General features: G+C 68.3%; 26 protein-coding genes. 12 read left to right on the top strand and 14 right to left on the bottom strand.

All coding sequences use genetic code 11. The features are described from left to right. Positions 1–138: 138 nt before the first annotated feature. The 5 genes from FBY40_RS15670 (at position 139) to FBY40_RS15650 (ending at position 5,635) form a co-directional block, all read left to right on the top strand. Positions 139–1,515, top strand: a complete 1,377-nt coding sequence (locus FBY40_RS15670) for an ABC transporter substrate-binding protein (protein ID WP_141939680.1) — start codon at positions 139–141, stop codon at positions 1,513–1,515. A gap of 73 nt (positions 1,516–1,588) precedes the next feature. Next, a complete protein-coding gene (locus FBY40_RS15665; protein WP_141939679.1) occupies positions 1,589–2,536 on the top strand; it encodes a carbohydrate ABC transporter permease in 948 nt (315 codons plus the stop codon). Next, positions 2,533–3,462, top strand: a complete 930-nt coding sequence (locus FBY40_RS15660) for a carbohydrate ABC transporter permease (protein WP_141939678.1) — start codon at positions 2,533–2,535, stop codon at positions 3,460–3,462. Before FBY40_RS15665 ends, FBY40_RS15660 begins: the two co-directional genes overlap by 4 nt. Positions 3,463–3,515: 53 nt before the next feature. Then, a complete protein-coding gene (arfA, locus tag FBY40_RS15655) occupies positions 3,516–5,030 on the top strand; it encodes an arabinosylfuranosidase ArfA (RefSeq protein WP_141939677.1) in 1,515 nt (504 codons plus the stop codon). 131 nt (positions 5,031–5,161) lie between these two features. After that, positions 5,162–5,635, top strand: a complete 474-nt coding sequence (locus tag FBY40_RS15650) for an Hsp20/alpha crystallin family protein (protein ID WP_141939676.1) — start codon at positions 5,162–5,164, stop codon at positions 5,633–5,635. Between the two features lie 45 nt (positions 5,636–5,680). Here FBY40_RS15650 and FBY40_RS15645 read toward each other — a convergent pair whose 3' ends face one another. Then, positions 5,681–6,124 carry a MarR family winged helix-turn-helix transcriptional regulator gene (locus FBY40_RS15645; RefSeq protein WP_141939675.1) on the bottom strand — a complete coding sequence of 148 codons (444 nt, stop codon included), beginning with the start codon at positions 6,122–6,124 and terminating at the stop codon, positions 5,681–5,683. Between the two features lie 48 nt (positions 6,125–6,172). On the opposite strand from FBY40_RS15645, the gene FBY40_RS15640 reads away from it, so the two are divergent. The 4 genes from FBY40_RS15640 to FBY40_RS15625 all read left to right on the top strand — a co-directional run bounded on the left by FBY40_RS15640 (position 6,173) and on the right by FBY40_RS15625 (position 11,686). Continuing rightward, on the top strand, positions 6,173–7,963 hold the full coding sequence (locus FBY40_RS15640) for a DUF2207 domain-containing protein (protein ID WP_141939674.1): 1,791 nt from the start codon (positions 6,173–6,175) through the stop codon (positions 7,961–7,963). An 83-nt stretch (positions 7,964–8,046) separates the two neighbouring features. Continuing rightward, positions 8,047–9,012: a TIGR03885 family FMN-dependent LLM class oxidoreductase gene (locus tag FBY40_RS15635; protein ID WP_141939673.1), complete on the top strand. Its 966-nt coding sequence runs from the start codon at positions 8,047–8,049 to the stop codon at positions 9,010–9,012. Beyond that, positions 9,009–10,664 (top strand): alpha-amylase family protein, encoded by a 1,656-nt coding sequence (locus FBY40_RS15630; RefSeq protein WP_141939672.1) that lies wholly within the window; start codon positions 9,009–9,011, stop codon positions 10,662–10,664. The genes FBY40_RS15635 and FBY40_RS15630 overlap by 4 nt, the downstream gene beginning before the upstream one ends. A 62-nt stretch (positions 10,665–10,726) precedes the next feature. Then, positions 10,727–11,686 carry an endonuclease/exonuclease/phosphatase family protein gene (locus FBY40_RS15625; protein ID WP_141939671.1) on the top strand — a complete coding sequence of 320 codons (960 nt, stop codon included), beginning with the start codon at positions 10,727–10,729 and terminating at the stop codon, positions 11,684–11,686. Positions 11,687–12,077: 391 nt separating this feature from the next. Here the strand turns inward: FBY40_RS15625 and FBY40_RS15620 are convergent, their stop codons facing one another. From FBY40_RS15620 to FBY40_RS15605, 4 genes are read right to left on the bottom strand one after another with little or no spacing between them, the layout of a single operon-like run. Beyond that, entirely contained in the window at positions 12,078–12,941 is an 864-nt protein-coding gene (locus FBY40_RS15620; RefSeq protein WP_141939670.1) for an ABC transporter permease, read from the bottom strand. After that, positions 12,928–13,905 (bottom strand): ABC transporter ATP-binding protein, encoded by a 978-nt coding sequence (locus tag FBY40_RS15615; protein WP_141939669.1) that lies wholly within the window; start codon positions 13,903–13,905, stop codon positions 12,928–12,930. Before FBY40_RS15615 ends, FBY40_RS15620 begins: the two co-directional genes overlap by 14 nt. Positions 13,906–13,914: 9 nt before the next feature. Then, the gene (locus FBY40_RS15610; protein WP_141939668.1) at positions 13,915–15,042 is read right to left on the bottom strand and encodes a DUF2092 domain-containing protein; all 1,128 of its coding nucleotides are present in this window, start codon (positions 15,040–15,042) and stop codon (positions 13,915–13,917) included. A 38-nt stretch (positions 15,043–15,080) separates the two neighbouring features. Continuing rightward, positions 15,081–16,349, bottom strand: a complete 1,269-nt coding sequence (locus tag FBY40_RS15605; protein WP_141939667.1) for an MFS transporter — start codon at positions 16,347–16,349, stop codon at positions 15,081–15,083. Positions 16,350–16,430: 81 nt separating this feature from the next. Here FBY40_RS15605 and FBY40_RS17365 point away from each other — a divergent pair, with 81 nt between their 5' ends. Both FBY40_RS17365 and FBY40_RS15595 read left to right on the top strand, forming a co-directional pair. Next, the gene (locus FBY40_RS17365; RefSeq protein ID WP_160141422.1) at positions 16,431–16,715 is read left to right on the top strand and encodes a hypothetical protein; all 285 of its coding nucleotides are present in this window, start codon (positions 16,431–16,433) and stop codon (positions 16,713–16,715) included. Between the two features lie 44 nt (positions 16,716–16,759). Beyond that, positions 16,760–17,743 carry a squalene cyclase gene (locus FBY40_RS15595; protein WP_141939666.1) on the top strand — a complete coding sequence of 328 codons (984 nt, stop codon included), beginning with the start codon at positions 16,760–16,762 and terminating at the stop codon, positions 17,741–17,743. A 17-nt stretch (positions 17,744–17,760) separates the two neighbouring features. Here the strand turns inward: FBY40_RS15595 and FBY40_RS15590 are convergent, their stop codons facing one another. The 6 genes from FBY40_RS15590 to FBY40_RS15565 are packed head-to-tail and all read right to left on the bottom strand — an operon-like array spanning position 17,761 to position 20,790. Then, positions 17,761–18,393, bottom strand: coding sequence for a LysE family translocator (locus FBY40_RS15590; RefSeq protein WP_141939665.1), 633 nt, complete (start codon positions 18,391–18,393; stop codon positions 17,761–17,763). Between the two features lie 24 nt (positions 18,394–18,417). Next, positions 18,418–18,720, bottom strand: a complete 303-nt coding sequence (locus FBY40_RS15585; protein ID WP_141939664.1) for a putative quinol monooxygenase — start codon at positions 18,718–18,720, stop codon at positions 18,418–18,420. Positions 18,721–18,762: 42 nt separating this feature from the next. Beyond that, positions 18,763–19,449: a hypothetical protein gene (locus tag FBY40_RS15580; protein WP_141939663.1), complete on the bottom strand. Its 687-nt coding sequence runs from the start codon at positions 19,447–19,449 to the stop codon at positions 18,763–18,765. A gap of 59 nt (positions 19,450–19,508) precedes the next feature. Continuing rightward, positions 19,509–19,967: an iron chaperone gene (locus FBY40_RS15575; RefSeq protein ID WP_141939662.1), complete on the bottom strand. Its 459-nt coding sequence runs from the start codon at positions 19,965–19,967 to the stop codon at positions 19,509–19,511. Position 19,968: 1 nt separating this feature from the next. Then, entirely contained in the window at positions 19,969–20,385 is a 417-nt protein-coding gene (locus FBY40_RS15570) for a VOC family protein (RefSeq protein WP_141939661.1), read from the bottom strand. 21 nt (positions 20,386–20,406) lie between these two features. Further along, a complete protein-coding gene (locus FBY40_RS15565) occupies positions 20,407–20,790 on the bottom strand; it encodes a helix-turn-helix transcriptional regulator (RefSeq protein ID WP_141940233.1) in 384 nt (127 codons plus the stop codon). 105 nt (positions 20,791–20,895) lie between these two features. On the opposite strand from FBY40_RS15565, the gene FBY40_RS15560 reads away from it, so the two are divergent. Then, on the top strand, positions 20,896–22,611 hold the full coding sequence (locus FBY40_RS15560; RefSeq protein WP_141939660.1) for a long-chain-fatty-acid--CoA ligase: 1,716 nt from the start codon (positions 20,896–20,898) through the stop codon (positions 22,609–22,611). Positions 22,612–22,629: 18 nt separating this feature from the next. Here the strand turns inward: FBY40_RS15560 and FBY40_RS15555 are convergent, their stop codons facing one another. From FBY40_RS15555 to erm, 3 genes are all read right to left on the bottom strand, one after another. Then, positions 22,630–23,559 (bottom strand): SDR family oxidoreductase, encoded by a 930-nt coding sequence (locus FBY40_RS15555; RefSeq protein WP_141939659.1) that lies wholly within the window; start codon positions 23,557–23,559, stop codon positions 22,630–22,632. Between the two features lie 126 nt (positions 23,560–23,685). Further along, positions 23,686–24,525, bottom strand: coding sequence for a helix-turn-helix transcriptional regulator (locus tag FBY40_RS15550; protein ID WP_141939658.1), 840 nt, complete (start codon positions 24,523–24,525; stop codon positions 23,686–23,688). A 58-nt stretch (positions 24,526–24,583) separates the two neighbouring features. Next, the gene (gene erm, locus FBY40_RS15545) at positions 24,584–25,363 is read right to left on the bottom strand and encodes a 23S ribosomal RNA methyltransferase Erm (RefSeq protein WP_141939657.1); all 780 of its coding nucleotides are present in this window, start codon (positions 25,361–25,363) and stop codon (positions 24,584–24,586) included. Positions 25,364–25,502 lie beyond the last annotated feature (139 nt).

The following is a 25,502-nucleotide window of genomic DNA, read 5'->3' as shown; positions in this document are numbered from 1 at the left end:
GCCCGTGCCAATCTTTTTCCAACGTTGGAATACAACGTTGGAAATGCTTCCCGGATGGCGACATCCCCTGGCGCGCCGACGCGCGGGAAGTAGGTCGCGCACCGACGAAGAAGTCCCGCAACCCCGAAAGGAATCCCCGTGAAGACGAAGCCAGTCCTTGCTGCCATGGCAACGATCGCGCTCGCCACCGGCCTTGCTGCCTGCTCGAATGGAGGCGGCGGCGGAGACGCCGGCGGCGGAGACGCCGGAGGCGGAAACGGCGCCAGTAACTGCGAGAACACCATCCCCAAGCCCGACCTGCCGGTGGTCACGCTGTGGGCGTGGTACCCCAACATGGAAGACGTCGCCGACAACTTCAACGAGGCCAACGACGAAGTCCAGGTCTGCTGGACGAACGTGGGAGCCGGCGGCCCCGCATACGAGCGGCTGCAGACCGCCGTCTCCGCCGGCAGCGGTGCCGCGGACGTCGTGATGGTCGAGTCCGACCGCATCCCGAGCTTCCAGGTCCAGGGTGCCTTCGTCGACCTGCGGGACCTCGGCTACGAAGAGGTCCAGGACAACTTCAGCGAAGGCGCGTGGCAGGACGTCTCCGTCGGCGACGGCATCTACGGCGCTCCGATCGACGGTGGCCCCATGGGCATGATCTACCGCACCGACATCTTCGAGGAGTACGGCATCACACCGCCCACCACGTGGGAGGAGTTCGAAGCAGCTGCCCGTACCGTCCGTGACGCCGGTGGGCCGTACTTCGCCGACTTCGCGGCGAACCAGCCCGCCTTCGTCACGGCGCTGATGTATCAGACCGGAGCGGAGCCCTTCACCTACACCCCCGAGAACGAGGGTGAGATCTCGATCAACCTCGATGACCCGGCCATCAAGGACATGCTCGACTACTGGGCGAACCTCGTCTCGGAGGACCTGGTGGGCACGCAGGATCAGTTCACCCCGGAGTACATCTCCGGCGTGATCGGCGGAGATTACGCCACCTACCTGTCGGCCGCATGGGCCCCCGGGTACCTGCAGGGCGCCGGCGTCGGTGAGGGCGCGGACGCGGGTGTCTGGGCCACGGCTCCGATGCCGCAGTGGGATCCTGCCGACCCGATCGCGATCAACTGGGGTGGTTCCGCGTTCGCGGTGACCAGCCAGGCCAGTGACCCCGAGCTCGCCGCCCAGGTGGCCTTCGGCGTCTACGCCGACCAGGCGTCGCTCGATCAGGGCTGGCGCGAGCAGATCATCTTCCCGCTGAACGTCGACGTCCTCGACTCCCCGGAGTTCCAGGATTACGAGGTGCCCTTCTTCAACGGCCAGCAGGCCAACAAGGAGGTCTACGTTCCCGCCGCGAACGCGTACACCGGCATGGTGTACACGCCGATCGGGCAGTACTACTACTCCGCGCTGACCGAACAGCTCGCACGGATCAACGACGGTTCCGCGACCGGCTCGGAGGCGGCCGACGCCCTCCAGGCCGACCTCGTGGCCTACGCCGAAGAGCAGGGATTCACCGTCGTCGATTGAGGTGACGGGAGGGGGTCGGACCGCGCTGCCGCGGTCCGACCCTCACCCCCACCCCTCGCACCGGAGGCCAACTATGACCGTCACACTCGCAACACCGGAGCGCGAACGCGCCACACACAACAAGAAGGGACGCCGCCGCTCCAGCGCCGCACGGCAGAACCTGATCGGATGGCTCTTCGTCGGGCCGTTCGCCGTCGTCTTCCTCGCGCTGCTCGTCCTGCCGATCGGATTCGCGTTCTACCTGAGCATGTTCCAGTCCTCGCTGATCGGCGGGGAGCGGTTCGTGCTGTTCGACAACTACATCAAGGCGTTCACCGATCCGTCGTTCCTCAGCGGGGCGTGGTTCGTCATCAGCTTCTCGCTGGTGCTCATCCCGCTGCAGATGGCCGTCTCCCTCGCGGTGGCGCTGATGCTCGACATCATGACCACGCGGTTCGCCCGCTTCTCGCGGCTCATGATCTTCATGCCGTATGCGATCCCCACCGTCATCGGTGCCCTGATGTGGGGGTTCCTCTACAGCAGCAACTTCGGCCCGCTGGCGGAGATCTTCGGGATCTTCGGCGCGACGGCACCGAACTTCCTCAGCAGCAACCTTATCTTCTACGGCCTGCTCAACATCGTGACGTGGCAGTGGGCCGGCTACTACATGATCATCCTCTACGCGGCGCTCCAGGGAATCGACCCGACGCTGTACGAGGCGGCCCGTATCGACGGCGCGTCGCAGTGGCAGATCGTCCTGCGCATCAAGATCCCCCTCATCGCGCCGGCGCTCCTGCTCATCCTGGTCTTCGCCCTCATCGGGACGCTGCAGTTCTTCAACGAGCCGAAGATCCTCCAGCAATTGGCGGCCGGAGCCATCCCGAATGACTTCACGCCGAACATGTACGCGTACCAGCAGGCCTTCTCGTTGGCCAACGACAACTACGGTTCCGCGATCTCGTTCGCGCTGGGCGCGGTGGTCTTCATCTGCGTGTACATCTTCCTGTTCGCGACCCGCAAGCGAGGGAGCTTCATCTCATGAGCGTCACACCGGTCGAGCGTCCGAAAACGCGGCGCGCTTCGGGCAAGCTCGTCGAACGGCGATCCGATCCCCGACGCGTCGGCGGTCGCATCCCGCTCAACATCGTCCTCGCCCTTCTGATGATCTACTTCCTCATCCCGTTCTGGTGGCTGATCGTCAACAGTTCGAAGGATGCCGCGAGCCTGTTCGGCGGGGGAAGCGCGCTGTGGTTCGGCGACAACATCGACTACGTCCAGAACTTCACCGATCTGTTCACCTACAGCGGCGGCATCTACGCCCGCTGGCTCGGCAACTCCGCCCTCTACGCCCTGGCGGGCGGCATCGGGGCGACGGTGCTCGCGGTGCTCGCCGGGTACGGCTTCGCGAAGTACAGCTTCGCGGGGCGCCGGTTCGGCTTCGCCGTCATCCTGGGTGCGGTCATGGTGCCCACGACCGCGCTGGTCATCCCGACCTTCGTCCTGTTCGCCGAAGCCGGGCTCACGAACACCATCTGGGCGGTGATCCTCCCGACCCTGCTCAACCCGTTCGGTGTGTATCTGATGTGCGTGTACGCGCGGGATGCCGTGCCCGACGAGCTGCTCGACGCTGCGCGCGTGGACGGTGCGGGCGAGTTGCGCACGTTCGTGACGGTCGCCCTGCCGCTTCTGAGGCCCGCGATGGTGACGGTGCTGCTGCTGTCGGTCGTGGCGTCGTGGAACAACTACTTCTTGCCGCTGGTCATGCTCTCGGACAACCGGCTGTTCCCCGTGACGGTCGGGATCGGCCTCTGGCAGTCCACCGCCTCGTCCTATGGCGCGGCGGGAGGCCAGACCCTGTGGAGCATCATCATCCTCGGCTCGCTCGTCTCGGTGATCCCGCTGATCATCGCGTTCCTGACCCTCCAGCGGTACTGGCGGGGCGGGCTGGCGATCGGAAGCCTCAAGTGAACCTCGGCCTGCGCCGAACGTCCTGCTGAACCCGCGTTTTCCGAAAGAGAAGAATGATCCGCGCACATCTCACCATCGACCCGCACTTCGCCGTCGGCCCCATCAACCGACGTCTGTTCGGCTCCTTCGTCGAGCATCTCGGGCGGTGCGTCTACGACGGCATCTACGAGCCGGGTCACCCCTCGGCTGATGAGGAAGGCTTCCGCACCGACGTCATCGATCTCGTGCGCGAGCTCGGCGTGTCCGCGATCCGCTACCCCGGCGGGAACTTCGTCTCGGGGTACCGGTGGGAGGACGGTGTCGGACCACGCGAGGAGCGGCCCCGCCGTCTGGACCTGGCGTGGCACTCGACCGAGACGAACGAGATCGGCCTCGACGAGTTCGCGTCGTGGATGAAGAAGGTCGACGGCGAGCTGATGTACGCCGTGAACCTCGGCACCCGCGGCGTGCTCGAGGCTCTCGACGTGCTGGAGTACGCCAACATCCGCTCCGGCACCCGGCTCTCCGACGAGCGCGTCGCCAACGGACACCCCGAACCTCACGACATCCGCATGTGGTGTCTCGGCAACGAGATGGACGGGCCGTGGCAGCTGGGCTACAGCACGGCGGAGAACTACGCGCAGCTCGCCGCCACGACTGCGCGCGCGCTGCGTCAGGTCGACCCGGATCTCGAGCTCGTCGTCTGCGGCAGCTCGGGTGCGGGAATGCCGACGTTCGGCGAGTGGGAGCGCATCGTCCTGGAGCACACGTACGACAACGTCGACTACATCTCCTGCCACGCGTACTACGAGCCCGAGGGTGACGACCTGGCGAGCTTCCTGGCTTCGGGCGTCGACATGGATCGCTTCATCGAGGCGGTCGTGGCCACCGCCGACCACGTCAAGGCGATGAAGCGGAGCGGGAAGACGATCAACATCTCCTTCGATGAGTGGAACGTCTGGTACCAGTCGCGCTACAACGAGGTCGACAAGATCACGGATGTCGCGGACTGGCCGGTCGCACCGAGGCTGCTCGAAGACCGGTACACCGTGCTCGACGCCGTCGTCTTCGGAAGCCTCATGATCTCGCTCATCCGGCACGCCGACCGGGTGACGTCGGCGAGCCTCGCGCAGCTGGTGAACGTCATCGCGCCGATCATGACCGAGCCCGGCGGTCCGGCCTGGCGTCAGACGACGTTCTATCCCTTCTCGCTGACCTCGCAGCTCGCGCGGGGTGTCGCCCTCGAGCTGAAGCTCGACAGCCCCACGTACGTGACGGCGAAGTTCGGCGACGTGCCGCTCGTCGACGCCGTCGCGACCATCGACCCTGACAGCGGCGCCATCACGGTCTTCGCCGTCAACCGCAGCCTGACCGACGAGGTCACCCTCGAGATCGACTCCGCCGCTCTCGCCGGCGGGGTGTCGTCGGCCGAGGCCACGTCGATCTTCGACGACGACATCCACGCGGCGAACACGCTCGAACAGCCCGACCGGGTGACGCCGAAGGCCAACGACTCGGTGAAGGTCGCCGACGGGGCCCTCTCCGTCACGCTGCCCCCCTGCTCGTGGACGGTTCTCACCGCCGAATGAAGAAGAGCCCAGGCGTTCGCTGACGGCGAACGCCTGGGCTCTTAGCACTCTCAACCCTCGAGTGCTAATCTGGTCGTACTTGAGCCAAGATGACTCAAGTTCCGGATTTCGTCCAGTGAAGGAGACCGAACATGGCGACGTACGACCCGTTCCGTGACCTCGACCGTCTCGCGACGAGCTTCTTCGATGCCCGTCGCGGTCCTCGCCGCATGCCGATGGACCTCTACCGCGACGGTGACCACTATGTGCTCACCGCCGACCTGCCCGGCATCGACCCCGGCTCGGTCGACATCGACGTGGACGGTCAGCTGCTGACCATCCGCGCCGAGCGCACGCTCAGCGCCGGCGACGGCGTCAAGTGGATCACCCGTGAGCGCGAGGCCGCGAGCTTCGTGCGGCAGCTGAACCTCGGACAGGGCATCGACACCGACCGCATCTCGGCGAGCTACAACAACGGCGTGCTCAGCGTCACCATCCCGGTGAGCGAGAAGGCCAAGCCGCGCAAGATCGAGGTCGCCACCGAGAACGGTGCACAGGTGCTGCAGGCGCACGAGAGTGCGTCGGCGTCGAGCACGGCAGACCACCCGCAGCCGGTCGAGCAGTAACGCATTCCGGTCTGCGGAACGCCTCACGACACTCCCGTCGGGACCTCACCCGGCGGGAGTGTTGTGCGCCCGCAGCTTCGTGGTGAGTTCGCGCAGTTGGGCGAGCTCGGACTCGTTCAGCGCCGACATCCGCTCCGCGATGTGGGCGGCATGCACCCGTGCCACTTCGCGGAATGCGCGGGCGCCCGCCTCCGTCGCGCGGACGAGCGACCCGCGTCCATCATCGGGATCGGGACGCTTCGTGACGTATCCACGGGCGACCATCCGGTCGACCAGGCGCGACACCGAGGGCTGACTGACCAGCATCAGCCGCGTGATGTCACGCAGCCGCGCGGTCATGTCGGGCGCCCGGGTCACCGTCAGCAGCACGTCGTACTCGCCCTGCTGCAGCGGCGCATCGCTGAAGTCGCGGCCGAGATCGGCGAACAGCTCGTGCTGCGCACGAAAAAGGCTTTCCCACGCCTCGACGGCGAGACGACGATCGTTCACGGCCCCAGGGTATCCGGTGGCGGCGACGCCGCCATCTAGGCTGAGCGCATGCCGCGAACGCGTCGGATCACCGCCACGGTGCTGACGGTCCTCCTGGGGGTCGTCGGTCTCGTCGGCCTGGCGGTCTCCGCACAACCCGCCTCCGCCTCCGGCGACCTCGACGACTTCGTGTTCGAGAGCATGCACGCCGAGTACACCCTCGGCCGTGACGATGACGACACCAGCACGCTTCGGGTCGTCGAGACGTTCGTCGCGGTCTTCCCCGAGGATCAGAACCGCGGGCTGCGCCGGGAGATCCCCGCCGACTACAACGGCCAGCCCACCTTTCCCGAGCTGATCTCGGTCACCGACGAAGAAGGCGACCCGCGACCGAGCGAGGTCGAGACCGACGGCGACTGGATGATCGTCACATCCCGCGCCGACGACTTCCTCTCCGGCCGTCAGACATTCGTCTTCACCTACACCCTGCGCAATGTCACCGACTTCTTCGCCGACACCAGTGACGAGTTCTACTGGGACGTCAACGGCAACGGGTGGCGCCAACCCTTCGGCGAGGTCACGGCCGCACTCGTGGTGCCTGCCGACCTGGTCGACTCGCTCACCGGCGCGCAAGCGTGCTACGTCGGAAGGTTCGGCGCGGAAACCACGTGTCCGATCGAGGTCTCCGACAGCGCAGAGGGCGCGGTCGTCACCGCCGGCGCCCGTGATCTCGCTCCCACGGAGACGCTCACGATCGCGGTGGGTTTCGAAGCGGGCACCTTCGCCCGATTCGATGACTCCTACCTCGCGTCCGGATGGGGTTGGGCCCAGGGGGTGGCGGGCATCGCCGGCCTCGGCATGCTCGGGGCGGCGGTCGTGGTCAATCGCCGGTCGCTGAAAAACGAACCCGGACGACCGACGATCATCGCGGAGTTCACCCCACCCCCCGGCATCGACGCTCTCGAGAGCGCGCTGCTGCTGGGCAAGACGGCGAAGGCGATCCCGGCCGAAGTGCTCGAGCAGGCGGTGGTCGGAAGCATCCGGATCCTGGAAGGCGAGAAGCGCTGGTTCGGCAGCGCCAAGCTGCAGGCGGAGCTGATCGACGCCAGCCGCGCCGACCGCGATGGACGGATGCTGCTGGAGGGCCTCTTCGACGAGGAGCTCCGGCCCGGCGAGATCTACGAGTTCGGCGGCAACGACACCCACTTCTCCCGCACGGCACAGAAGATCCTGGCGGCGGGGCGCAAGGAGCTGAAGAGCCGGGGGCTCTACCGCACCATCCCGGTACGGGTGCGGGCATGGCCGATCGCCGGCGCACTCCTGATCGGAGTGCTCATCGTGCTCTTCGGTGTGTTCGCTCTGGCGGAGTCGGTCGACCCTCTGCTGCCGATCGTCATCATCGTGCTCGGGTCGGGTCTCACGATCGTGACGGTCGCGGTGCTCTCGACGCGGCCGCTGAGCGCGACCGGCGCCGAGGTGCGCGACCACTTGGAGGGCCTGAAGACCTTCATCGAGTGGGCGGAGGCTGATCGGATCCGGATGCTGCAGACCCCGACCGGTGCCGAACGGCGCCCGGTCGACACCGGCGACCCGCGCGAGATGCTCCACCTCTACGAGCGGCTGCTCCCGTACGCGGTGGTCTTCGGTCAGGAGAAGGAGTGGGCGCGGCAGCTCGCCGTCTACTACGGCGATGACACCCCCGGTTGGTATGTCGGCACGGCCGGGTTCAACGCCGCGGCCTTCTCGGCAGGCATCAGCAGCCTCTCCGCCACGGCAGCGGCGTCGTCGAGCTCGGGCGGCTCGAGCGGGGGCGGCTCCGCGGGCGGCGGAGGCGGTGGAGGCGGGGGCGGCGGCGTCTGACGCGTCGCAGCCCGGGGCCTACCCGATCACGCGGCAAAGCGGAACCCCTCCCGCTTCTCATCGGAGGCGGGCACGGTGGAGTCATGGTCGTCATCGGATTTCACGCCTCGCACGAACAGATTCCGCCCAGCGCGCTCCTGCGCGATGTCCAGGGAGCCGAAGCCGCGGGCTTCGACGCCGCGATGTGCTCCGACCACCTGTCGCCGTGGGGTGTCCGCCAGGGCGAGTCGGGGTACGCCTGGTCGTGGCTCGCCGCGGCCCTCGCGACCACGCGACTGTCGTTCGGCGTCGTGACCGCCCCCGGGCAGCGCTACCACCCGGTGGTGCACGCGCAGGCGATCGCGACGCTGGGCGAGATGTTCCCCGGCCGATTCTGGGCGGCGCTCGGCAGCGGTGAGGCGATGAACGAGCATGTCACCGGGGACGAATGGCCGGAGAAGGACGTCCGCAACGCCCGCCTGCTCGAGAGCGCGACCGTGATGCGGCGTCTCCTGGCGGGTGAGGAGGTCAGTCACGACGGCCTCATCCGCGTGGATCGTGCGCGGGTGTGGTCGAGGCCCGAGGTGCCGCCCCCCTTCCTCGCCGCAGCGGTGAGCACGCAGACCGCCCGCTGGGCGGGATCGTGGGCCGACGGCTTTGCGACGGTCGCGCAGGCCCCCGAGGTGCTTCGCGACGTCCTCGACGCCTACCGCGAGGGGGGCGGAGCAGGACCCCTCGTGCTGCAGGTGCACGTGAGTTTCGCCGAGACCGACGCCGAGGCCATCGCGCTCGCGAAGGACCAGTGGCCGAACGGGTTGGTGTCGCCGCCCGAGGCGTGGGATTTCGAGCAACCCGAAGACTTCGACCGGGCCGTCGGTGAACCCGATGAGGCCGAGCTTCGGAAGGCGGTGCTGGTCGACCATGACCCCACGGCGCTCGCCGAGCGGATCGCCGAACTCGTCGACATCGGGTTCGACCGGGTCTACCTCCACCACGTCGGGCGCGATCAGGCCGACTTCCTCGCGGCGTCCGAGCGAAGCATCCTTCCTCGCCTCCGGGAGCTCGTATGAGGATCACCGACACCAGCGACCTGTGGTGGAAGAGCGCGGTCATCTACTGCCTCGATGTGGAGACGTACTTCGACTCGAACGGTGACGGCATCGGTGATCTGCAGGGGCTCGCGGCGCGGATCGACTACCTCGCTCAGCTCGGCGTGACCTGTCTGTGGTTGATGCCCATCTATCCGACTCCCGATCTGGATGACGGCTACGACGTCGCCGACTTCTACGGGATCGATCCGAGGCTGGGGTCTTTCGGAGACTTCGTCGAGGTCATCCGCACCGCTCGCGACCGGGGCATGCGGGTCATCATCGATCTGGTGGTCAACCACACCTCCGATCGCCATCCCTGGTTCCTCGCAGCCAAGCGGAGCAAGAACTCGCCGTTCCGCGACTTCTACATCTGGCGCAGCGACCCGCCGCCGAAGGGTCAGAAGAACCCCGTCTTCCCGGGCGAGGCCGACGGCATCTGGAACTACGAGGAGAAGACCGAGGAGTGGTATCTCCACAGCTTCTACCCGCACCAGCCCGACCTGAACATCGCCAACCCGAAGGTGCGCGATGAGATCGCCAAGACCGTCGGGTTCTGGCTGCAGCTGGGGGTGTCGGGGTTCCGGGTCGATGCCGTGCCGTCGCTGCTCGAGATCCCCGAGATGGCCGATCCTCATCAGTACCTCCGGAACGTGCGACAGTTCCTGCAGCGGCGGTCGAGTGAAGCGGTGCTCCTCGGCGAGGTCAACCTGCCGTACGACGAGCAGGTCGCGTACTTCGGCGGTGAGGACGGCGACGAGCTGACCATGCAGTTCGACTTCGTCGCCATGCAGCGGCTCTACTTGTCGCTGGTGCGGCACGATCCTGCGCCCCTCATCGAGGCTCTCACGTCACGGCCCGACCTGCCGGTCGAGGCGCAGTTCGCCAACTTCGTGCGCAACCACGACGAGCTGACCCTCGATCAGCTGAGCGAGGACGAGCGCCAGGAGGTCTTCGAGGCGCTCGCCCCCGACGAGAGCCAGCGCATCTACGGCCGCGGCATCGTGAGGCGGCTGCCGACGATGCTCGGCGGTGATCCCCGTCGCATCCGTATGGCGTACAGCCTGCTGTTCACCCTTCCGGGCACCCCGGTGCTCTTCTACGGGGAGGAGATCGGCATGGGCGAGAACCCCGAAGACAAGAGCCGCGAGGCCGTGCGGACGCCGATGCAGTGGTCGGGGGAGCGGAACGGGGGATTCTCGGATGCCGCGCCGTCGCGTCTTCCCGCGGCGCTGCCGGGTGACGGGTATGCCCCGGAGCACGTCAACGTCGCCGATCAGATCGAGGACCGCGACTCGCTGCTGCACTTCGTCCGCGGACTCATCGCGCGCTACCGCATCTCGCCGGAACTCGGCTGGGGCTCGCTCGAGGTGATCGAACACGATGTGCCCGCGGTGATGGTGCACAAGCTCGCGGCCGACGTCGGCGCGATGGTCGCCGTGCACAACTTCGCCGATGTGCCGGCCACGATCTCCTTCGCCCTGCCGGATGAGCCGGAGGGGACCCGACTGGTCGATCTGCTGGCAGCCGACCGGATGCCGCTGGACGGGAAGGGACGCATCGAGATGGAGATCGCCCCGTACGGGTTCCGCTGGCTGCGCGTCTCGCGACCGGGTGACGGACGGGTCTCCTGAGGAGATCCCGGGAACGCCGCTGCGCGATCGAGATCGGCGTGACGCCCGGTTAGCGTGGCCGGGTGGGAACTGCACGCCGGAGCCGAACGCGGCTGACCTGGACGGTGGGGGCCCTCGTGACCGCCGCGGTCGCCGTGGTGCTGCCCCATCTCGATGTCCTCCTCGGAGGACTCGTTCCCATTGCTCAGGCGCTGATTCCCGTCGGGGCCATCGCGTTGCTCGTGATCGCCGTGGTCCCGCTGTTCTTCCGGGCCTGGGCGGCCGCCCTCATCCTCGTCGCCGGGGCTGTGCTGTCGGGGATTCCCGCCCTCACCCCGCTGCGCGCCGGGACGGAGTGCGCGGCGGAGGCGACGATGACGGTCGTGGCCTTCAACGCGAAGTTCGCCGGAGCCGACCCCGCCCTGCTCGCCGCGCGCATCGCCGACACCGACGCCGACATCGTCGCCCTGGTCGAGACCGATGAGGTGCACATCGAGGCCGTGCTGAGCGAACGGGGGCTCGCTGCAGCGCTGCCGCACCGCACTCGGGAGACGACGGAGGGCGGGGTGAGGGGCAGCGTGATCCTCTCGGCGTTCCCGCTCCACGGTGAACAGGACATCGCGGGGAGCGTGTTCGATCAGGTCGCCGCGGTCGCGACGCTGCCCGGGGGTGAAGAGGTTCGGGTGGCGGCGGTCCACCCCCCGCCTCCGGTGGGGCAGCCGGTCGACTGGCGGACGGCGATCGGCGAGCTCGATCGCTGGATCGGCGAGGTGCCGGATGAGCGACTCATCGTCGCGGGTGACCTGAACGCGTCCTATGCCCATCCGGGGTTCCGGCAGCTGGCGTCGACGCTGCGGAGCGCGGCCGAGGCGGCCGGGCCGATTCCTTGGCCGACCTGGCCGCAGGAGAGGCCGGTGCCGGCATTCACGGCGATCGATCACATCCTCGCGCGCGGCGCGGTACCGACCGGGTGGGACAGCTTCTCGGTGCCGGGGAGCGACCACCGCGGGGTGGTCGGAGACTGGGCGATCTGCTCGGGGTGAGGGAAGGCGCAAGTAAGGGCCGGTCGGAGAGGCTCCCGACCGGCCCTTGTCCCTTGCACCAAGAGTGTCCTGCAATCACATGTCGGTAGCTGCCACAGCAAAACAACTACCGTGCGAGCACTATATAACGGCGAGATAACGAAAGGGAAGGGCTCGCCGTTACCTTTTCGTGATTCTCAGGCGATGCATAACGTGCACGCGGACCGGGACAGAGTAAGGGCCGGTCGGTGAGGCTCCCGACCGGCCCTTGTCCCTTGCACCAAGAGTGTCCTGCAATCACATGTCGGTAGCTGCCACAGCAAAACAACTACCGTGCGAGCACTCTATAACGGCGAGATAACGAAAGGGAAGGGCTCGCCGTTACCTTTTTGTGATCGATCTGCAGACGGATCTAGGACAGGACGTCTTTCGTCGCGAACCGGACCACCGCGGCGGCCCCGAACACGGCGACGTACGCGGCCTGCACGAGAGCGTTGGCCCCGAACGAGTCCCAGACGATGGGTGAGCGCAACACATCGCCGAAGTCGAGCCATCGATCGGTGAAGAGCCAGGGGTGCAGGGCGTCGAGCTGGGGAATCGCACCGACGATCTGCGCGGCGACAGCGAGGATCGCCGTCGCGGCCATCGCGCCGATCGGCACCGTGGTCAGCGTCGAGAAGAACAGACCGATAGCCGCCAGGCCGATGAGCGATATCGCGGCGTACGCGCCGATCGCGGCGAGTCGCAAAAGTCCTTCGCCGATCGATACCTGGGCCCCGGACAGGAGCGTGACGGGCCCCACCGGGAAGAGGACCGCACCGACGATCGACCCGACCACCACCACGGTAAGGGTGGCGGCCACGCAGAACACGACGGCGCTGAGGTACTTGACCAGAAGCAGCCGGATGCGGCCTGCCGGCGCGATCAGGAGATAGCGGAGCGTTCCATGGCTCGCCTCCCCTGCGATCGCGTCTCCGGCCGTGACGCTGACGGTGAGCGGGAGGAAGAGCGGGATGGCCACGGTGAGAGCGGCGAGCCCGACGAACAGCCCGTTGTCGGTGATCTGATCCAGGAACGCGGGGCCGCGGCCGGGGTCAGCGCCGCCGGCGAACCGGATCGCGATGCCGAGGAGGAGCGGGATGAGCGCCAGTGCTCCGAGCATCGCCCACGTCCGCCACCGCCGGAACTGGACGGACAGTTCGTTGCCGAGCAACTGCAGTGTGCCCCACCCTCCGGCAGCCGACGACAGGCCGCCTGTGGACTCACGCGACGACATCGAAGCCCTCGCCGGTGAGCTCCACGAAGCGCTGCTCGAGGCTCTCGCTCACGATGGCGAATCCGCGCACGCGGACACCGGCTGCGACGAGGGCCGCCACGATCGCTTCGGGTGCGGCCGCTTCGGGCATGAATCCGGTGGCCGTCTCACGGTCGGACGCCTCGTGGCGGGCATCCAGCTCGACACCGAGCGAGGCGAGCACGCTCCGGGCGGACTCGAGATCGGGGGTGCGCACCTGCACCCGCGTCCGCGCGCCCGAACGACGGAAGTCATCGAGGGTGCCCTGCGCGATGAGGCGACCACCGCTCATCACGCCGACGTGCGTGCAGAGCTGCTCGACCTCGGCCAGCAGGTGGCTCGAGACGAAGACGGTCGTCCCATCGGCCGCGAACGACCGGATCAGTGCCCGCACCTCGCGCGTCCCCTGGGGGTCGAGACCATTCGTCGGTTCGTCCAGTACGAGCAGGTCGCGGGGCATGAGGAGAGCGCTCGCGAGTCCGAGGCGCTGCTTCATCCCCAGCGAGTACGCGTGAGCCTTCTTCTTCGCCGCGTGGGTCAGGCCGACGCGTTCCAGCGCGGCCGCGACACGCTGTCCGCGCGTGCGACCGGAGGAATGCCGATCGGCGGCGTCGAAGCGTCGAAGATTCTGCTCACCGGTGAGGAACGGCGAGAATGCGGGGCCTTCGACGAGGGCGCCCACTCGCGGCAGGACGGTGTCGAGCGAGTGCGGCATCGCTTCTCCGAGCACCCGCGCCTGACCGCCGCTCGGGCGGATGAGGCCCAGCAGCATCCGTATCGTCGTCGTCTTCCCCGACCCGTTCGGACCGAGGAATCCGAAGACCGAGCCGGGCGGAACGGTCACATCGATCCCGTCGACCGCCGTCTGCGTGCCGAAACGCTTCGTGAGGCCGCGGGTTTCGATGGCCAGTTCTGCGGCCCGGTTCTCGTCAGGAGGGATGCTCACCGGCGGGCGTCAGCGCGCGGCGACGTCGATCAGGCGCTGTGTCGGTACTGCGCCGACGAGGACCCGCCCGTCGTCGGTGATCATCACGGTCATCAGCGAGGTCTGCAGAACCCGGCCGCCCTCGACAGCGGTGGTGACGCTGTCGAGCATCGCCCGTTGTTCGGCATCCATTCCGGCGTTCGGAAGTTCGACGACGGCGGACCAGCCTTCACCGATGACGCTCGGAGCCTCCGCCGCATCCTCCGTTGAAGGAGCGTCCCGCTCGTCGGGCGAGGGGAGGGGGACGTCCTTCTCGGTCACGGCGATGTCGGTGCCGGGTTCGAAGGCGAAGACGCCGGCGTCGGGAGCCGAGAAGTCGACCTGCGTGAACGCGATCTGGAAGGCGGGATCAGCAGCACCGCGTGCGCTGACGGATGCCGCGAGGGCGACGCCGGTCTCGCCATCGATCGCGAACCGCACGTCACCGACCAGGGTGTCGTCGGTGCGGGGTGCCAGGATGAGCTCGTACACCTCACGTCCGGCGACCCGCGCGTCGGTGCCCACGGTCACCTCTGTGCTGTCGTCGAGGCGCGCGAGAGCCTGATCGAGCATCTCGTCGGGGGTCGGCAGAGGATCGCCGGGCTCGGCCGGTGCGGCAGCCTCTCCGTAGGCATCCCGAAGCTCTTCTTCGTCCGGCAGCATCAGCTTGGTCGCCGACTGGCTTTCGCTGTCGACGTACCAGACCTCTCGGGCGGCGCCGTCGATGTAGACGTTGCGCTCGCCGAGTCGATCGAGCACCTGCAGACGTGCGTTGTCGCCGTCGAGATACACCTTCGCGGTGTGCGAGCCGGTGACGAGCGAGATCAGATCTTCGACCTGCGCCGATGACGCACCGTCACCGGCGTCGTCCATCGATCGGGTGAGGGCGCCGATATCGGGCAGACCGAGCTCCGACTTCTGCTCGATCGTGCCGCTGAGCGCCTTCACATCGCTCGCGCCGGCGAATGCGATGAGCTCCTGCGGGGTCTTGTCGGGAAGATCGACGGCGCCGCTGGCGGCCATCGGCACGGCGATCGCCGCACCCGCGAGCAGGGGCACGGCGATGACGGAGGTCCAGATCAGCGGACGACGAACGCGTGCGCGAGGGCCGGGGCTCATGCGACCAGGCTACGCCGGTCGCGGGATTCCGACCCGGGTCACGGCGAACCCTCAGGATGCCGCGCGTCGCGAAGGGGCGAGACCACGACGATGAGGGCGGCGACGGCGAAGATGCCGGCGGCGACGCCGATCGTGGGCTGATATCCCAGCCAGGTCATCAGGACGCCGGCGAGGAGAGCTCCGAAGAAGAAGACGATGCGGTTCATCGTGCGGATCGTGGAGTTCATCCGTCCCTGAATGCTGTCCGGGGCGACGGCCTGGCGGTAGGAGATGTCGTTGGCGTCTTCCAGTCCCGTGCCGAGACCGGAGAGAAGCTGGACCAGACCGACCACGACGACGACCGGCCCGGTGCCGCTGGCGGCGGTCAACGGTGCCAGCGCGAGGACCAGCCAGGGGATGACGACGAGGGTGCGTCCGAGGAAGATGGCGCGTCCTGCGCCCAGGCGCGCACCGACACGCGGTGCGATCAGGGCTCCGGCGAAACCGCCGATCCCTCCCGCAGCGAGGGCGACGCCGAACGCCCACGAGGGGAGCGCGAGCTCGCGCAGGACGTAGACCGCGAGCACGGTGGTGACGATGCTGTTGGCGAGGAACCACACGTGGATCGAGATCGCGAGAGGGCGCAGCGTGCGATGACGGTAGGTGTAGCGCATCCCCTCGACGATGTCGTGGCCGACGTGTCGTCCCGCCGGGCGCGGGGTGCTTCGCGGCTCGGTGACCGCGATGCGGGACTGCAGGATCGCCGCGACGGCGTTGATGGCCGCCTCGATGGTGAACAGGATCGTCGGCCCGACGAGGTTCAGGAGGAGCCCGCCGAGGGCGGGGCCTGCGGTTCCCGCGACGGTTTCGCTCTGACCGAGGCGCGCATTGGCCTGGATGAGAGAACGTCGCGGGACGATGCGGGGGAGGAGGGGTTGCGCGGCCGAGTCGGCGAACAGGGTGAGCACGCCGAGGGCGAGGGTCACGACCGCGAGAGTCCAGAAGTCGAGAGTGCCCGTGAAGAGGAGGATGGCGACGACCGCGAACGCGATGACCCGTCCGATGCTCGTGAGGACGAGGGTGCGCTGGCGTCGCCACCGATCCATGAGGGCGCCGACGATGAGACCGAGGAACAGGTAGGGGACGACGCTGAGGGCGCTCAGGATGCTGATCTGGGCGGGCGTCGCGTCGAGGACGGTGACGATGATGACCTGGAGGGCGACGGTCGCCATGGAGCCGCCGACCGCTCGGAGAGTGGACGCCCCCCAGAAGTAGGCGAAGGGTCGCAGTCGCAGGATCTCGCCGTCCCGACCGGCTCCGTCGCGCATCCCCACAGACTAGGTGGTGCCCCCGGATGTCATCCTTTCGGGGGACGCGAGGCGTGCGCGCCTTCTTCTAGCCTGGTTCGCATGACTGACGTCCTGGGCTGGGGAACCGTCGTGCTCGTGTTGGGCATTCCCGTCATCTTCGTCGCCGTGGGCGTCGCCTCGCTCCGGCATCGCGCCGACGCCGACGGCTCCGCTCCGTCCTCCGGCGGCCTGCTCGGCTTCGACGAACTGTTCCACCCGGCGGCTCACGATGCGCGGCTGGCGTGGGAGACCGAGCAGCAGATCCCGATTCCTGCCCCGACTCCCGACAAGGGGCCGGGCGTCATCGCCGACGGGAAGACGATCGTCATCGAAGTCGGCCACTGAAGCACCGCTTTCGGATGTCCGATCCCGGTACTACCGTCCCACCCATGGCGATCGACGAACGCACGCTGGCCTGGATGCTCGATACCGACCCCGCTCTGCGGTGGCAGGTGGAGAAAGACATCGCTCACGCGCCGCCGGAGATCTGGCAGGCAACCCGGGCGCGCGTGCCGCGCGAGGGGTGGGGTGCGCTGCTGCTGTCGAAGCAGGACGCCGACGGGCAGTGGGCGGGAGGTGCGTACTTCCCCGCGGGCTACTTCGACAGCGAGGAGGCGCAGCAGCCGGGTCAGCCCTGGAACGCGACGACCTGGACGCTGAAGGACCTGCGTGAGTTCGGCGTGCCCGCGGAGGCGCTCGGCGACACAGCCGAGAAGCTCGCGCAGAACAGCCGCTGGGAGTACGACGACCTGCCCTACTGGGGTGGCGAAGTAGATGTGTGCATCAACTCCTTCACCCTTGCCAACGGGGCCTGGCTGGGTGTCGACATGTCCGGACTCGCGGAGTGGTTCCGTGAGCACCGCCTCGCCGACGGCGGATGGAACTGCGAGGCCGAGGAGGGCGATTCGCTGCGATCGTCGTTCCACTCGACGCTGAACGCCCTGCGGGGCATCCTCGCCTATCAACGGCTGACCGGCGACGGCACGCTCACCGAGGTGCGCCGCACGGGAGAGGATTACCTCCTGTCTCGGAAGCTTCTGTACCGGGCGTCGACCGGTGAGCCGGTCGCGCCCTTCGCCACCCACTTCCTCTTCCCGAATCGCCACGTTTACAGCGCGCTCGCGGCGCTCGACTACTTCCGCGACGCCGCGGAGTACGACGGCCTCCCACCTGACGAACGACTCGCCGAGGCCATCGAGGTCGTCCGCGACCAGCGACAGCCCGACGGAACCTGGATCCAGTCACGTCGCCTGCCCGGACGGGTGTGGTTCCACATGGATGTTCCGGAGGGTGAGCCGTCCCCATGGCTGACGCTGATCGGCACCCGGGTGCTGGCGTGGTGGGATGCGGCGCACGACGTCGCTGTCGCGTGAGCCGAGCGTCTGAGGCGTCAGCTTTTCGCGCCGGTGAGGGCGAGCGTCCCGCCGAGGCCGATCATCATCACGCCGCCCGTACCCGACATCGTCGCCATGCGGCGGGGTGAGGTCGCGAACCACGCTCGCGCGGTTCCGGCGGCGAGCGCCCAGGCGCTGTCACAGACCAGGGCCAGCGCTTGGAAGATCAGCCCGAGCACCAGCAGCTGCGCCCAGACGGCGCCCGCTGCGGGCTCGACGAACTGGGGCAGGACCGCCACGAAGAAGGCGATGGTCTTCGGGTTCGTCAGTCCCACGATGAACCCCTGGCGAAGCAGTCGCCGCGTGCCGACGGCAGGCGTCGACGCGGCACCGACGCGCTCGCGGCGGTGTCGGATCGCCTGCACCCCCAGATAGATGAGGTAGAGCGCGCCGGCGATCTTCAGAGCGGTGAAGGCGACGACCGAGGAGGCGACGATCGCCCCTACCCCGAAGGCGACCGCGACGACGGCGGGAACCGTGCCGATCGCGTTGCCCACCACGCTGAGCACTCCCGCCCTGCGGCCCAGGGCGATCGAGCGGCCGACGACGAACAGCACGCTCGGACCCGGGATGAGGATGATGACGACCGACGCGACGACGAACGCCGCGACGTTCTCCCAGGGCATCATGGGCACACGCTACTGGTCCGCGGGTCAGGAGCGCAGCGGCGAGCCCACCACGTCGAAGCGGAAGCCGCCGAAGGCACCGGATAGAAGCGGCCGCGCCTCGGCGATCTGCGCTTGCACCTCAGGCAGGGCCAGCGAGGCGCGGTGCGCGTCGGCGCTCCGCCACATCTCCATCACGAAGACCGTGTCGGGTTCGCTGTCGTCGACGCCCACCTCGTAGGCCAGGCACCCGATGTCGGCGAGCGGAGCACCCGGCCGGGTCAGAAGAGCGATCAGCTCGTCGCGCTTTCCGGGCACGGCGCCCAGCGTTCCCACGTTCACGAAGGTCATGCCGGGCACCCTACTCCGGGGTACCCCCACAGCGGTGGCCGCTCAGCGAAAGGTCTCGAGGGCCACATCGATGAACGGCAGGTCGTCGCGCGCCAGAACCACGGTGCAGACGACCTGGCGATCCACCCGGAACCCCGTCCCGATGACGAAGGGGTCGGTGTCGACCGTGATGCCATCGACGTCACGTCCGTCCACCCGGACTGTGCCGGGGACGACACCTGATTCACGCACCTGCCACGACCGATCCTCTGCCGGGCCCGCCGGAAGCCCGAGCTCCTCACGGAACCGGTTGCGCAGCACGTGATTCATGTGGTGGACGAGCTGCGACTCGGGCGATGCGTCCGGAGCAGACGGGTCGGCGTGCCATGTGGTGCTGACCGCCTCCCAGACCGTCGGGTAGCGGAAGAGCTGCGCCTGCTCGATCAACCAGGCCGGGCGTCCCCAGGGCGGTTCTTCGTCGATGGCACGCCGTGTCGCGGCATCCAGCTCCAGCTCGTTGCGAGGGTCTGAATGATCCTCGGGATACCGCCACAGCGTGTAGGAAAACACCACCGATTGCTGCGTTCTCCCACCCGGCCCGGTCGTCTCGGCGAATCCCGTCATCGGCATGCGCGTGAGGGCGGGCTGTGGCGCCAGCTGCATGACGGGGAAGTCGATGCTCCGCAGTCGCTCCTCCGACGCATCGCTCGGATCAGGGGCATCCATGGGGACCACGCCGCGGAACTCCATCGGTCCATGGTCTCCCAGGCCGGGGCGACACGCCAGAGCCGCCGCCGACGCGCCCGGCTTCAGCCCTCCGCCGCCACCGCCTTGCGGATGAGACCGCGGATCTTCTTCTCCGCAGCCTCGGTCATCTCCAGCAGCGCGAACGAGACGGCCCACATCTCGCCGTCGTCGATCGCGGCGTCCTCGGCGAAGTTCACCGTGCCGTACCGGGTGTCGAACTTCGACGCCGGCTGGTAGAAGAGGATGTTCTTGCCCTCCTGGGCATAGGTCGGGAACCCGTACCACGTTTTGGGGTCGAGACCGGGTGCCTCTTCGCTGACCATCACGTGCAGGCGCTCGGCGATGACGCGATCACCCTCGGGCAGTTCGGCGATGGCGGTGAGGCACGCCTCGAGCTCCTTCGCCTTCTTCGCGGCGCCTTTCACCCCCTTCATCGACCGCAATTCCTCGGCACGCTGCTGCATCGCCGCGCGCTCGGTGTCGCTGAACCCGGACTTCGTCGCGGAGCTCTCCGGTGCCATCTCAGTCATCCCCTTTCTGCTGGAGGCGGATCAGATTGCCCGCCGGGTCTTGGAACGCCGCGTCGCGGACGCCGTAGTCCTGCTCGATCGGCTCTTGCACGATGTCGGCGCCCGCCGCCTCGATGCGCTCGAAGGCCGCGTCGAGGTCGTCCGTGGCCAGATTGACCCCGAAGTAGCTGCCCTTGGCGATGAGGCCGAGCAGCATGTCGCGCTCGTCGTCGGAGATGTCGTTCCCGACGGCTGGCGGGTGGAGCACGATCGCCGTGTCGGGCTGGCCTGCGGGGCCGACGGTGATCCAGCGCATGTCCTCATAGCCGACATCGAGCCTGACTTCGAAGCCGAGCACATCGCGATAGAAGATGAGGGATGCTTCGGGGTCGGTGTGCGGCAGGAAACTCGAGTGAATCGTGATGTCCATGGCTTCACGCTAGAGCCCGCGTCACCGGTCTGCTTCTCGATTCCTGATCGGTCTGGTCACCTGCCGGGCGATGCAGGGCAGCATCCCGGGCCGGAACGGCGCTCCGCGCTCGCGGTAGACGCTCGGTGGGACCCCGACGAGCTCGGTGAAGCGAGTGCTGAAGGTGCCGAGAGACTGGCACCCGACCTCGAAGCAGACCTCCGTCACGGTGAGGTCGCCGCGGCGCAGAAGCGCCATCGCCCGCTCGATGCGTCGCGTCATCAGATAGGCGTAGGGCGTCTCGCCATAGGCGAGCACGAACTGCCGGCTGAGATGCCCCGCCGACATGTGCACGCCGTGTGCGAGGGAGGCGAGGTCGAGCGGTTCGGCGTATTCGCGGTCCATCCTGTCGCGCACCCGTCGCATCAGCACGAGCGTCTCCAGGTCGGGTCGCTTCCCCACGCCCCGATCATGCCACCAGGCGTCTGAGTCGGCCTACGCTGGCGGAAGACCCGATGAAGGAGGCGCTGCATGAGCGCGAACCCCGCACCGAACGGCTCACCGCTCGACGACCGTCCCTGGCTGAGCGCGTACGCCGACGGTGTTCCGGCCGAGATCGAGCCGGTCACCGAAACGCTGGTCGACCTCCTCGAGGGTGCGGTGTCGAGGTACGGCAAGAAGGTGGCTCTGGAGTTCTTCGGGGCCGAGACCCGGTACGACGAACTGGGCGAGCAGGTCTCACGGGCGGCGAACGCCCTTCGCAAGCTCGGCGTGCGCGCCGGCGACCGCGTCGCCCTCGTGCTCCCGAACTGTCCCCAGCATGTCGTGGCGTTCTACGCCGCACTGCGCCTCGGCGCGATCGTGGTGGAACACAACCCGCTCTACACGGCACGGGAGCTGCGTCACCAGTTCGAGGTGCACGAGGCCATGGTCGCGATCGTGTGGGACAAAGTCGCCGATGTCGTCGCCGACTTCCCGCGCGACATCGCCCCCGCGGCGGTGGTCGCGGTGCGCATGCCCGACGCCCTCCCCTTCGGCAAGCGGGTCGCGTTACGGCTGCCGGTGCCGGCGGCGCGTGCGTCGCGTGAGGCGATGACCGCCATGGTGAAGGCGAAGGGCGTCCTGTCGTGGTCGCAGCTGGTGAATACCCGTCGGCTGTCGAAATCCCACCCGCGTCCCGCGCTCGACGACATCGCGCTCCTGCAGCTGACGAGTGGGACGACAGGCACACCGAAAGCGGCGATCCTCTCGCACCGGAACCTCCGTTCCAACGCCGCGCAGGGGCGCGCCTGGGTGCCGGGTCTCGCCGAGGGAGCCGAGACCTTCTACGCCGTGCTGCCCATGTTCCACGCGTACGGCCTCACCCTGTGCCTCACGTTCGCGATCTCGATCGGCGCGCGGATCGTGCTGTTCCCGAAGTTCGACGTCGACCTCGTGGTCGCCGCCGCGAAGACCTCGCCGCCGACCTTCCTTCCCGGAGTCCCGCCGATCTACGATGCCCTCGCACGGGCGACCTCGCGCAAGAACGTCGATCTCACCAGCATCCGCTTCGCCATCTCGGGCGCCATGAGCCTGCCGGTTCCGACCGTGACGCGGTGGGAGGAGGCGACCGGCGGCCTGCTGGTCGAGGGATACGGCATGACCGAGACCTCGCCTGTCGCGCTCGGCAACCCGATCGGGCCCTCGCGTCGTCCCGGCACCGTCGGGGTGCCCTTCCCCAGTACCGAGATCCGCATCGTCGACCCGGACGACCCCGCCGTCGACCGCCCGATCGGTGAGCCCGGTGAGTTGCTGGTGCGCGGGCCGCAGGTCTTCCAGGGGTACTGGCACCGGCCCGACGAGACCGCCGCGGTTCTACTGGAGGATGGCTGGCTCCGCACCGGCGACATCGTCACCGTCTCGCCCGACGGATTCGTCACCGTCATCGACCGGGTCAAGGAACTCATCATCACGGGCGGATTCAACGTGAGCCCGAGCGAGATCGAGGGGGTGCTGATTATGCATCCGGATGTCGCCGGCGCCGCCGTCGTGGGCATGCCGCGCGCGTCCGGGGGCGAAGACGTCGTCGCCGCAGTCGTGCTGAAAGACGGCGCGGTCTTCGACGCCGGAGCGCTTCGCGACTTCTGCCGGTCGCACGTGACCGCGTACAAGGTGCCGAAGCGCATCGTTCAGGTCGATGACCTGCCCCGTTCGCAGATCGGCAAGGTGCTGCGTCGCGCGGTGCGAGACGAGCTCCTCGCCCGCTGAGCGATCTCGCTCGGCCCGTCAGCGCGGGACGTGGATGCCGACGAGCTGTTCAGACGCCTCCCACAGGCGGCGGGCGTCGTCCATGTTCTGCAGCGGCTCCCACAGCTCGATCTTCGCCGGCGCTCCGCCGACGAGTCGCTTCGGCCCGAAGAATTCGTCGCCACGGGCGTCCTTCGCCGTCGCCGCCATGAGAGCCGGTTGCGCCGCGGTCTCGGGCGTCCCCGTCACACCGATGCGAGCGAGCATCCCGATCAGACGTCGTTCCGGTGTGACCCGTGACCGGCCCATACCGGGCTGGGCAGCGAGGAGATTCGTCGGCGACACCCCGGGGTGCGACAGGTTGCTGCTGATGCCCCAGCCGCCCGCGCGGCTGCGCGCGTCGAGTTCCCTGGCGAACAGGCCGACCGCGATCTTCGATGCGACGTAGGCCTTCATGGCGTCGTAGGCCCGATCGGAGTTGAGGTCGTTCCACGCGATCTCGCCGCTCCGCGCGGCGATGCTCGTCTGGTGCGTCACGCGGGCGCCGCCCGCACGCAGGAGGGGAAGCAGCCCGAGCGTGAGGGCGAAGTGGCCGAGGTGATTCGTGCCCCACTGCAGCTCGAAGCCGTCGCCGGTGGCCTGACGGGCAGGCGGTCGCATGACGCCGGCGTTGTTGACGAGGATGTGAACCGGACGGCCTTCGTCGCTCAGCTGCGCCACGAGTGCGGAGATCGACGCCAGCGACGAGAGGTCGAGTGTGCGGGTGCTCACGGTCGCCCCGGGGAAGTCCGAGCGGATGCGGCTGATCGCGGCGTCTCCCTTCGCGGCCGAACGAACCGGCATAATGACCTCGGCGCCGGCCACGGCGAGGCGGCGCGCGATGATCACACCGATGCCGTCGCTCGCGCCGGTGACGACGGCGAGTTTTCCGGTGAGGTCGGGGATCGAGATGCCTGCGGTGCGTGTCATGGTGTGTCGTCCTTCGTTCACGTGGCCCCCCACGGGGCGGTGAACCCATGCTCGATCGGTCGCGCCGCGGCATCCAGGACCCGACGATCCACTGCTGAGCGGTCCACCCCTCCGCGTCGGGGTGCGTCAGGTCGAGAACGCTTCGCTCCCGAGGACCGCGAGCAGCTGCAGCTTCTCATGGGTCTCGGTGCCCGGCTCGGCGGTGTAGACCAGCAGTCGGTGAGACTGATCCGGATCCAGAAGCGTCTGGCAGTTCAATTCGAGCGGCCCGACCGACGGGTGATGGAAGCGCTTGACCTCGGTCGGGCGCGCGCCGACCTCATGTGCATCCCACACCTCGCGGAAGAGGGGATTGTCCTCCAGCAGCGCGACCATCGCGGCGGCGCGCGACGGCGAACCCCGCCGCGCGACCAGTTCACGCAGACCCGACGCGTACACCCGAGACAGCCGGCGCTGCTCGTCGGGCGTGTAGGCCGCCCGCGCGGCCGGGTCGGTGAACCATCGGTAGCCGAGGCTGCGCGCGGGGCCCGTGCGTCGGGAGGCGTCGCCGAGCACGGCGACCCCGAGGGGTGTCTGACGCAGAGTCTCGCCCAGCTCGGTGACGATCTCGGCGGGGGTGTCGGTCAGGCGGTCGAGGATCCGCAGGAGCCCGGGACTGATGTGCTCGCTCGTCGTGTCGCGCAGCGGTGGCTGATGACCGGCGAGTCGGAAGAGGTGATCGCGTTCGTCGAGCGTGAGGTGCAGCCCCTGCGCGATTGCGGCGATCATCTGTTCCGACGGGTGGGGGCCGGTCGCCCGCTCCAGGCGCGCGTAGTAGTCCGTCGACATGTGACACAGGGCGGCGACCTCCTCCCGCCGCAGTCCGTCGGTGCGCCGGCGGGGTCCGCGCGTCAGCCCGACGTCCTCGGGTTGCAGCGCTTCCCGTCGTCGACGGAGGAACTCCGCCAGCCCGTCCCGATCGATCACGCTCTCCCCCTCCGACCGACCCTTTCTACGCGAGAGTGCGCGTCACAGCCAGGGTCTGTCAGTCCGCCCCTCTCTCGCTCCCCACCAGCGCCGTCCACAGCGCGACCCACTGCGGCGCCGCCAGGTCTCGCGGGAGCGCCGACCGCTCCACGTCCGCGCGCGCCAGCTCGCGTCGCGCGATTCCGTGCTCGACCCGGGCGGCGCGCGCGACGATGTGGTCGAGGCCGCGTCCCCTGCCGGAGAACACCGCCGCCACGAACCGCTCGTAGCTTCGACGTGCCGTGCCGGGGAGCAAGGGGTCGTCGCGGCGCGTGATGGTGAGGATTCCGCCGTCGACGGTCGGCGAAGGGAGGAATCCCGACCGCGGGATTCTGCCGTGGAGGTCGAACGTGAACCACGGCCCGGACTGCGCGGTCATCATCGTCTGGCCGCCGATGCCCGCTCGTTTGCGGGCCACCTCCCACTGCGTCACCAGCACTGCGTCCGTCCATCGCGTTTCACCGAGCAGGCGGCGGAGGATCGGGGTGGTGAGGTGGAACGGGATGTTGCCGACGATCACCGGTTCCCGAATCGGATGACGCAGGGCGTCGCCCTGTCGAACGGAGACACCGGGCAGGGACCGTGCCAGACGGTGTGCCCGGTGCTCGTCGATGTCGATGGCCGTCAGTTGACGCCCCGTCGCCGCAAGTCGACGCGTCAGGGCGCCGTCACCGGCACCGATCTCGAGGATCGGCCCCCGCGTGCCGCGGACGAGAGTGTCGATCCGATCGATCGACGGCGTGTGGATGAGGAAATTCTGGCCGAGCTCGTGTCGGCCGCCGTGCAAGGAACGAGGCATGGGTGTGCTCCGATGAAGGAAGGAGCACCCGGTGCGGGACGTGGAGAGGCGGATAACGCCGAAGCGCCCGTCCGAGTGCAGAAGGACTCGGAGGAGACGGCGCGGTGCGACGAAGCGGTCGCGCCGTCAGGCGCGGCGG

The sequence above is a fragment of the Microbacterium sp. SLBN-154 genome (genome assembly GCF_006715565.1).
Classification (GTDB): domain Bacteria; phylum Actinomycetota; class Actinomycetes; order Actinomycetales; family Microbacteriaceae; genus Microbacterium.
Note: the sequence above shows the minus strand (reverse complement) of the source record. Positions and strands in the feature narration are given on the sequence as shown.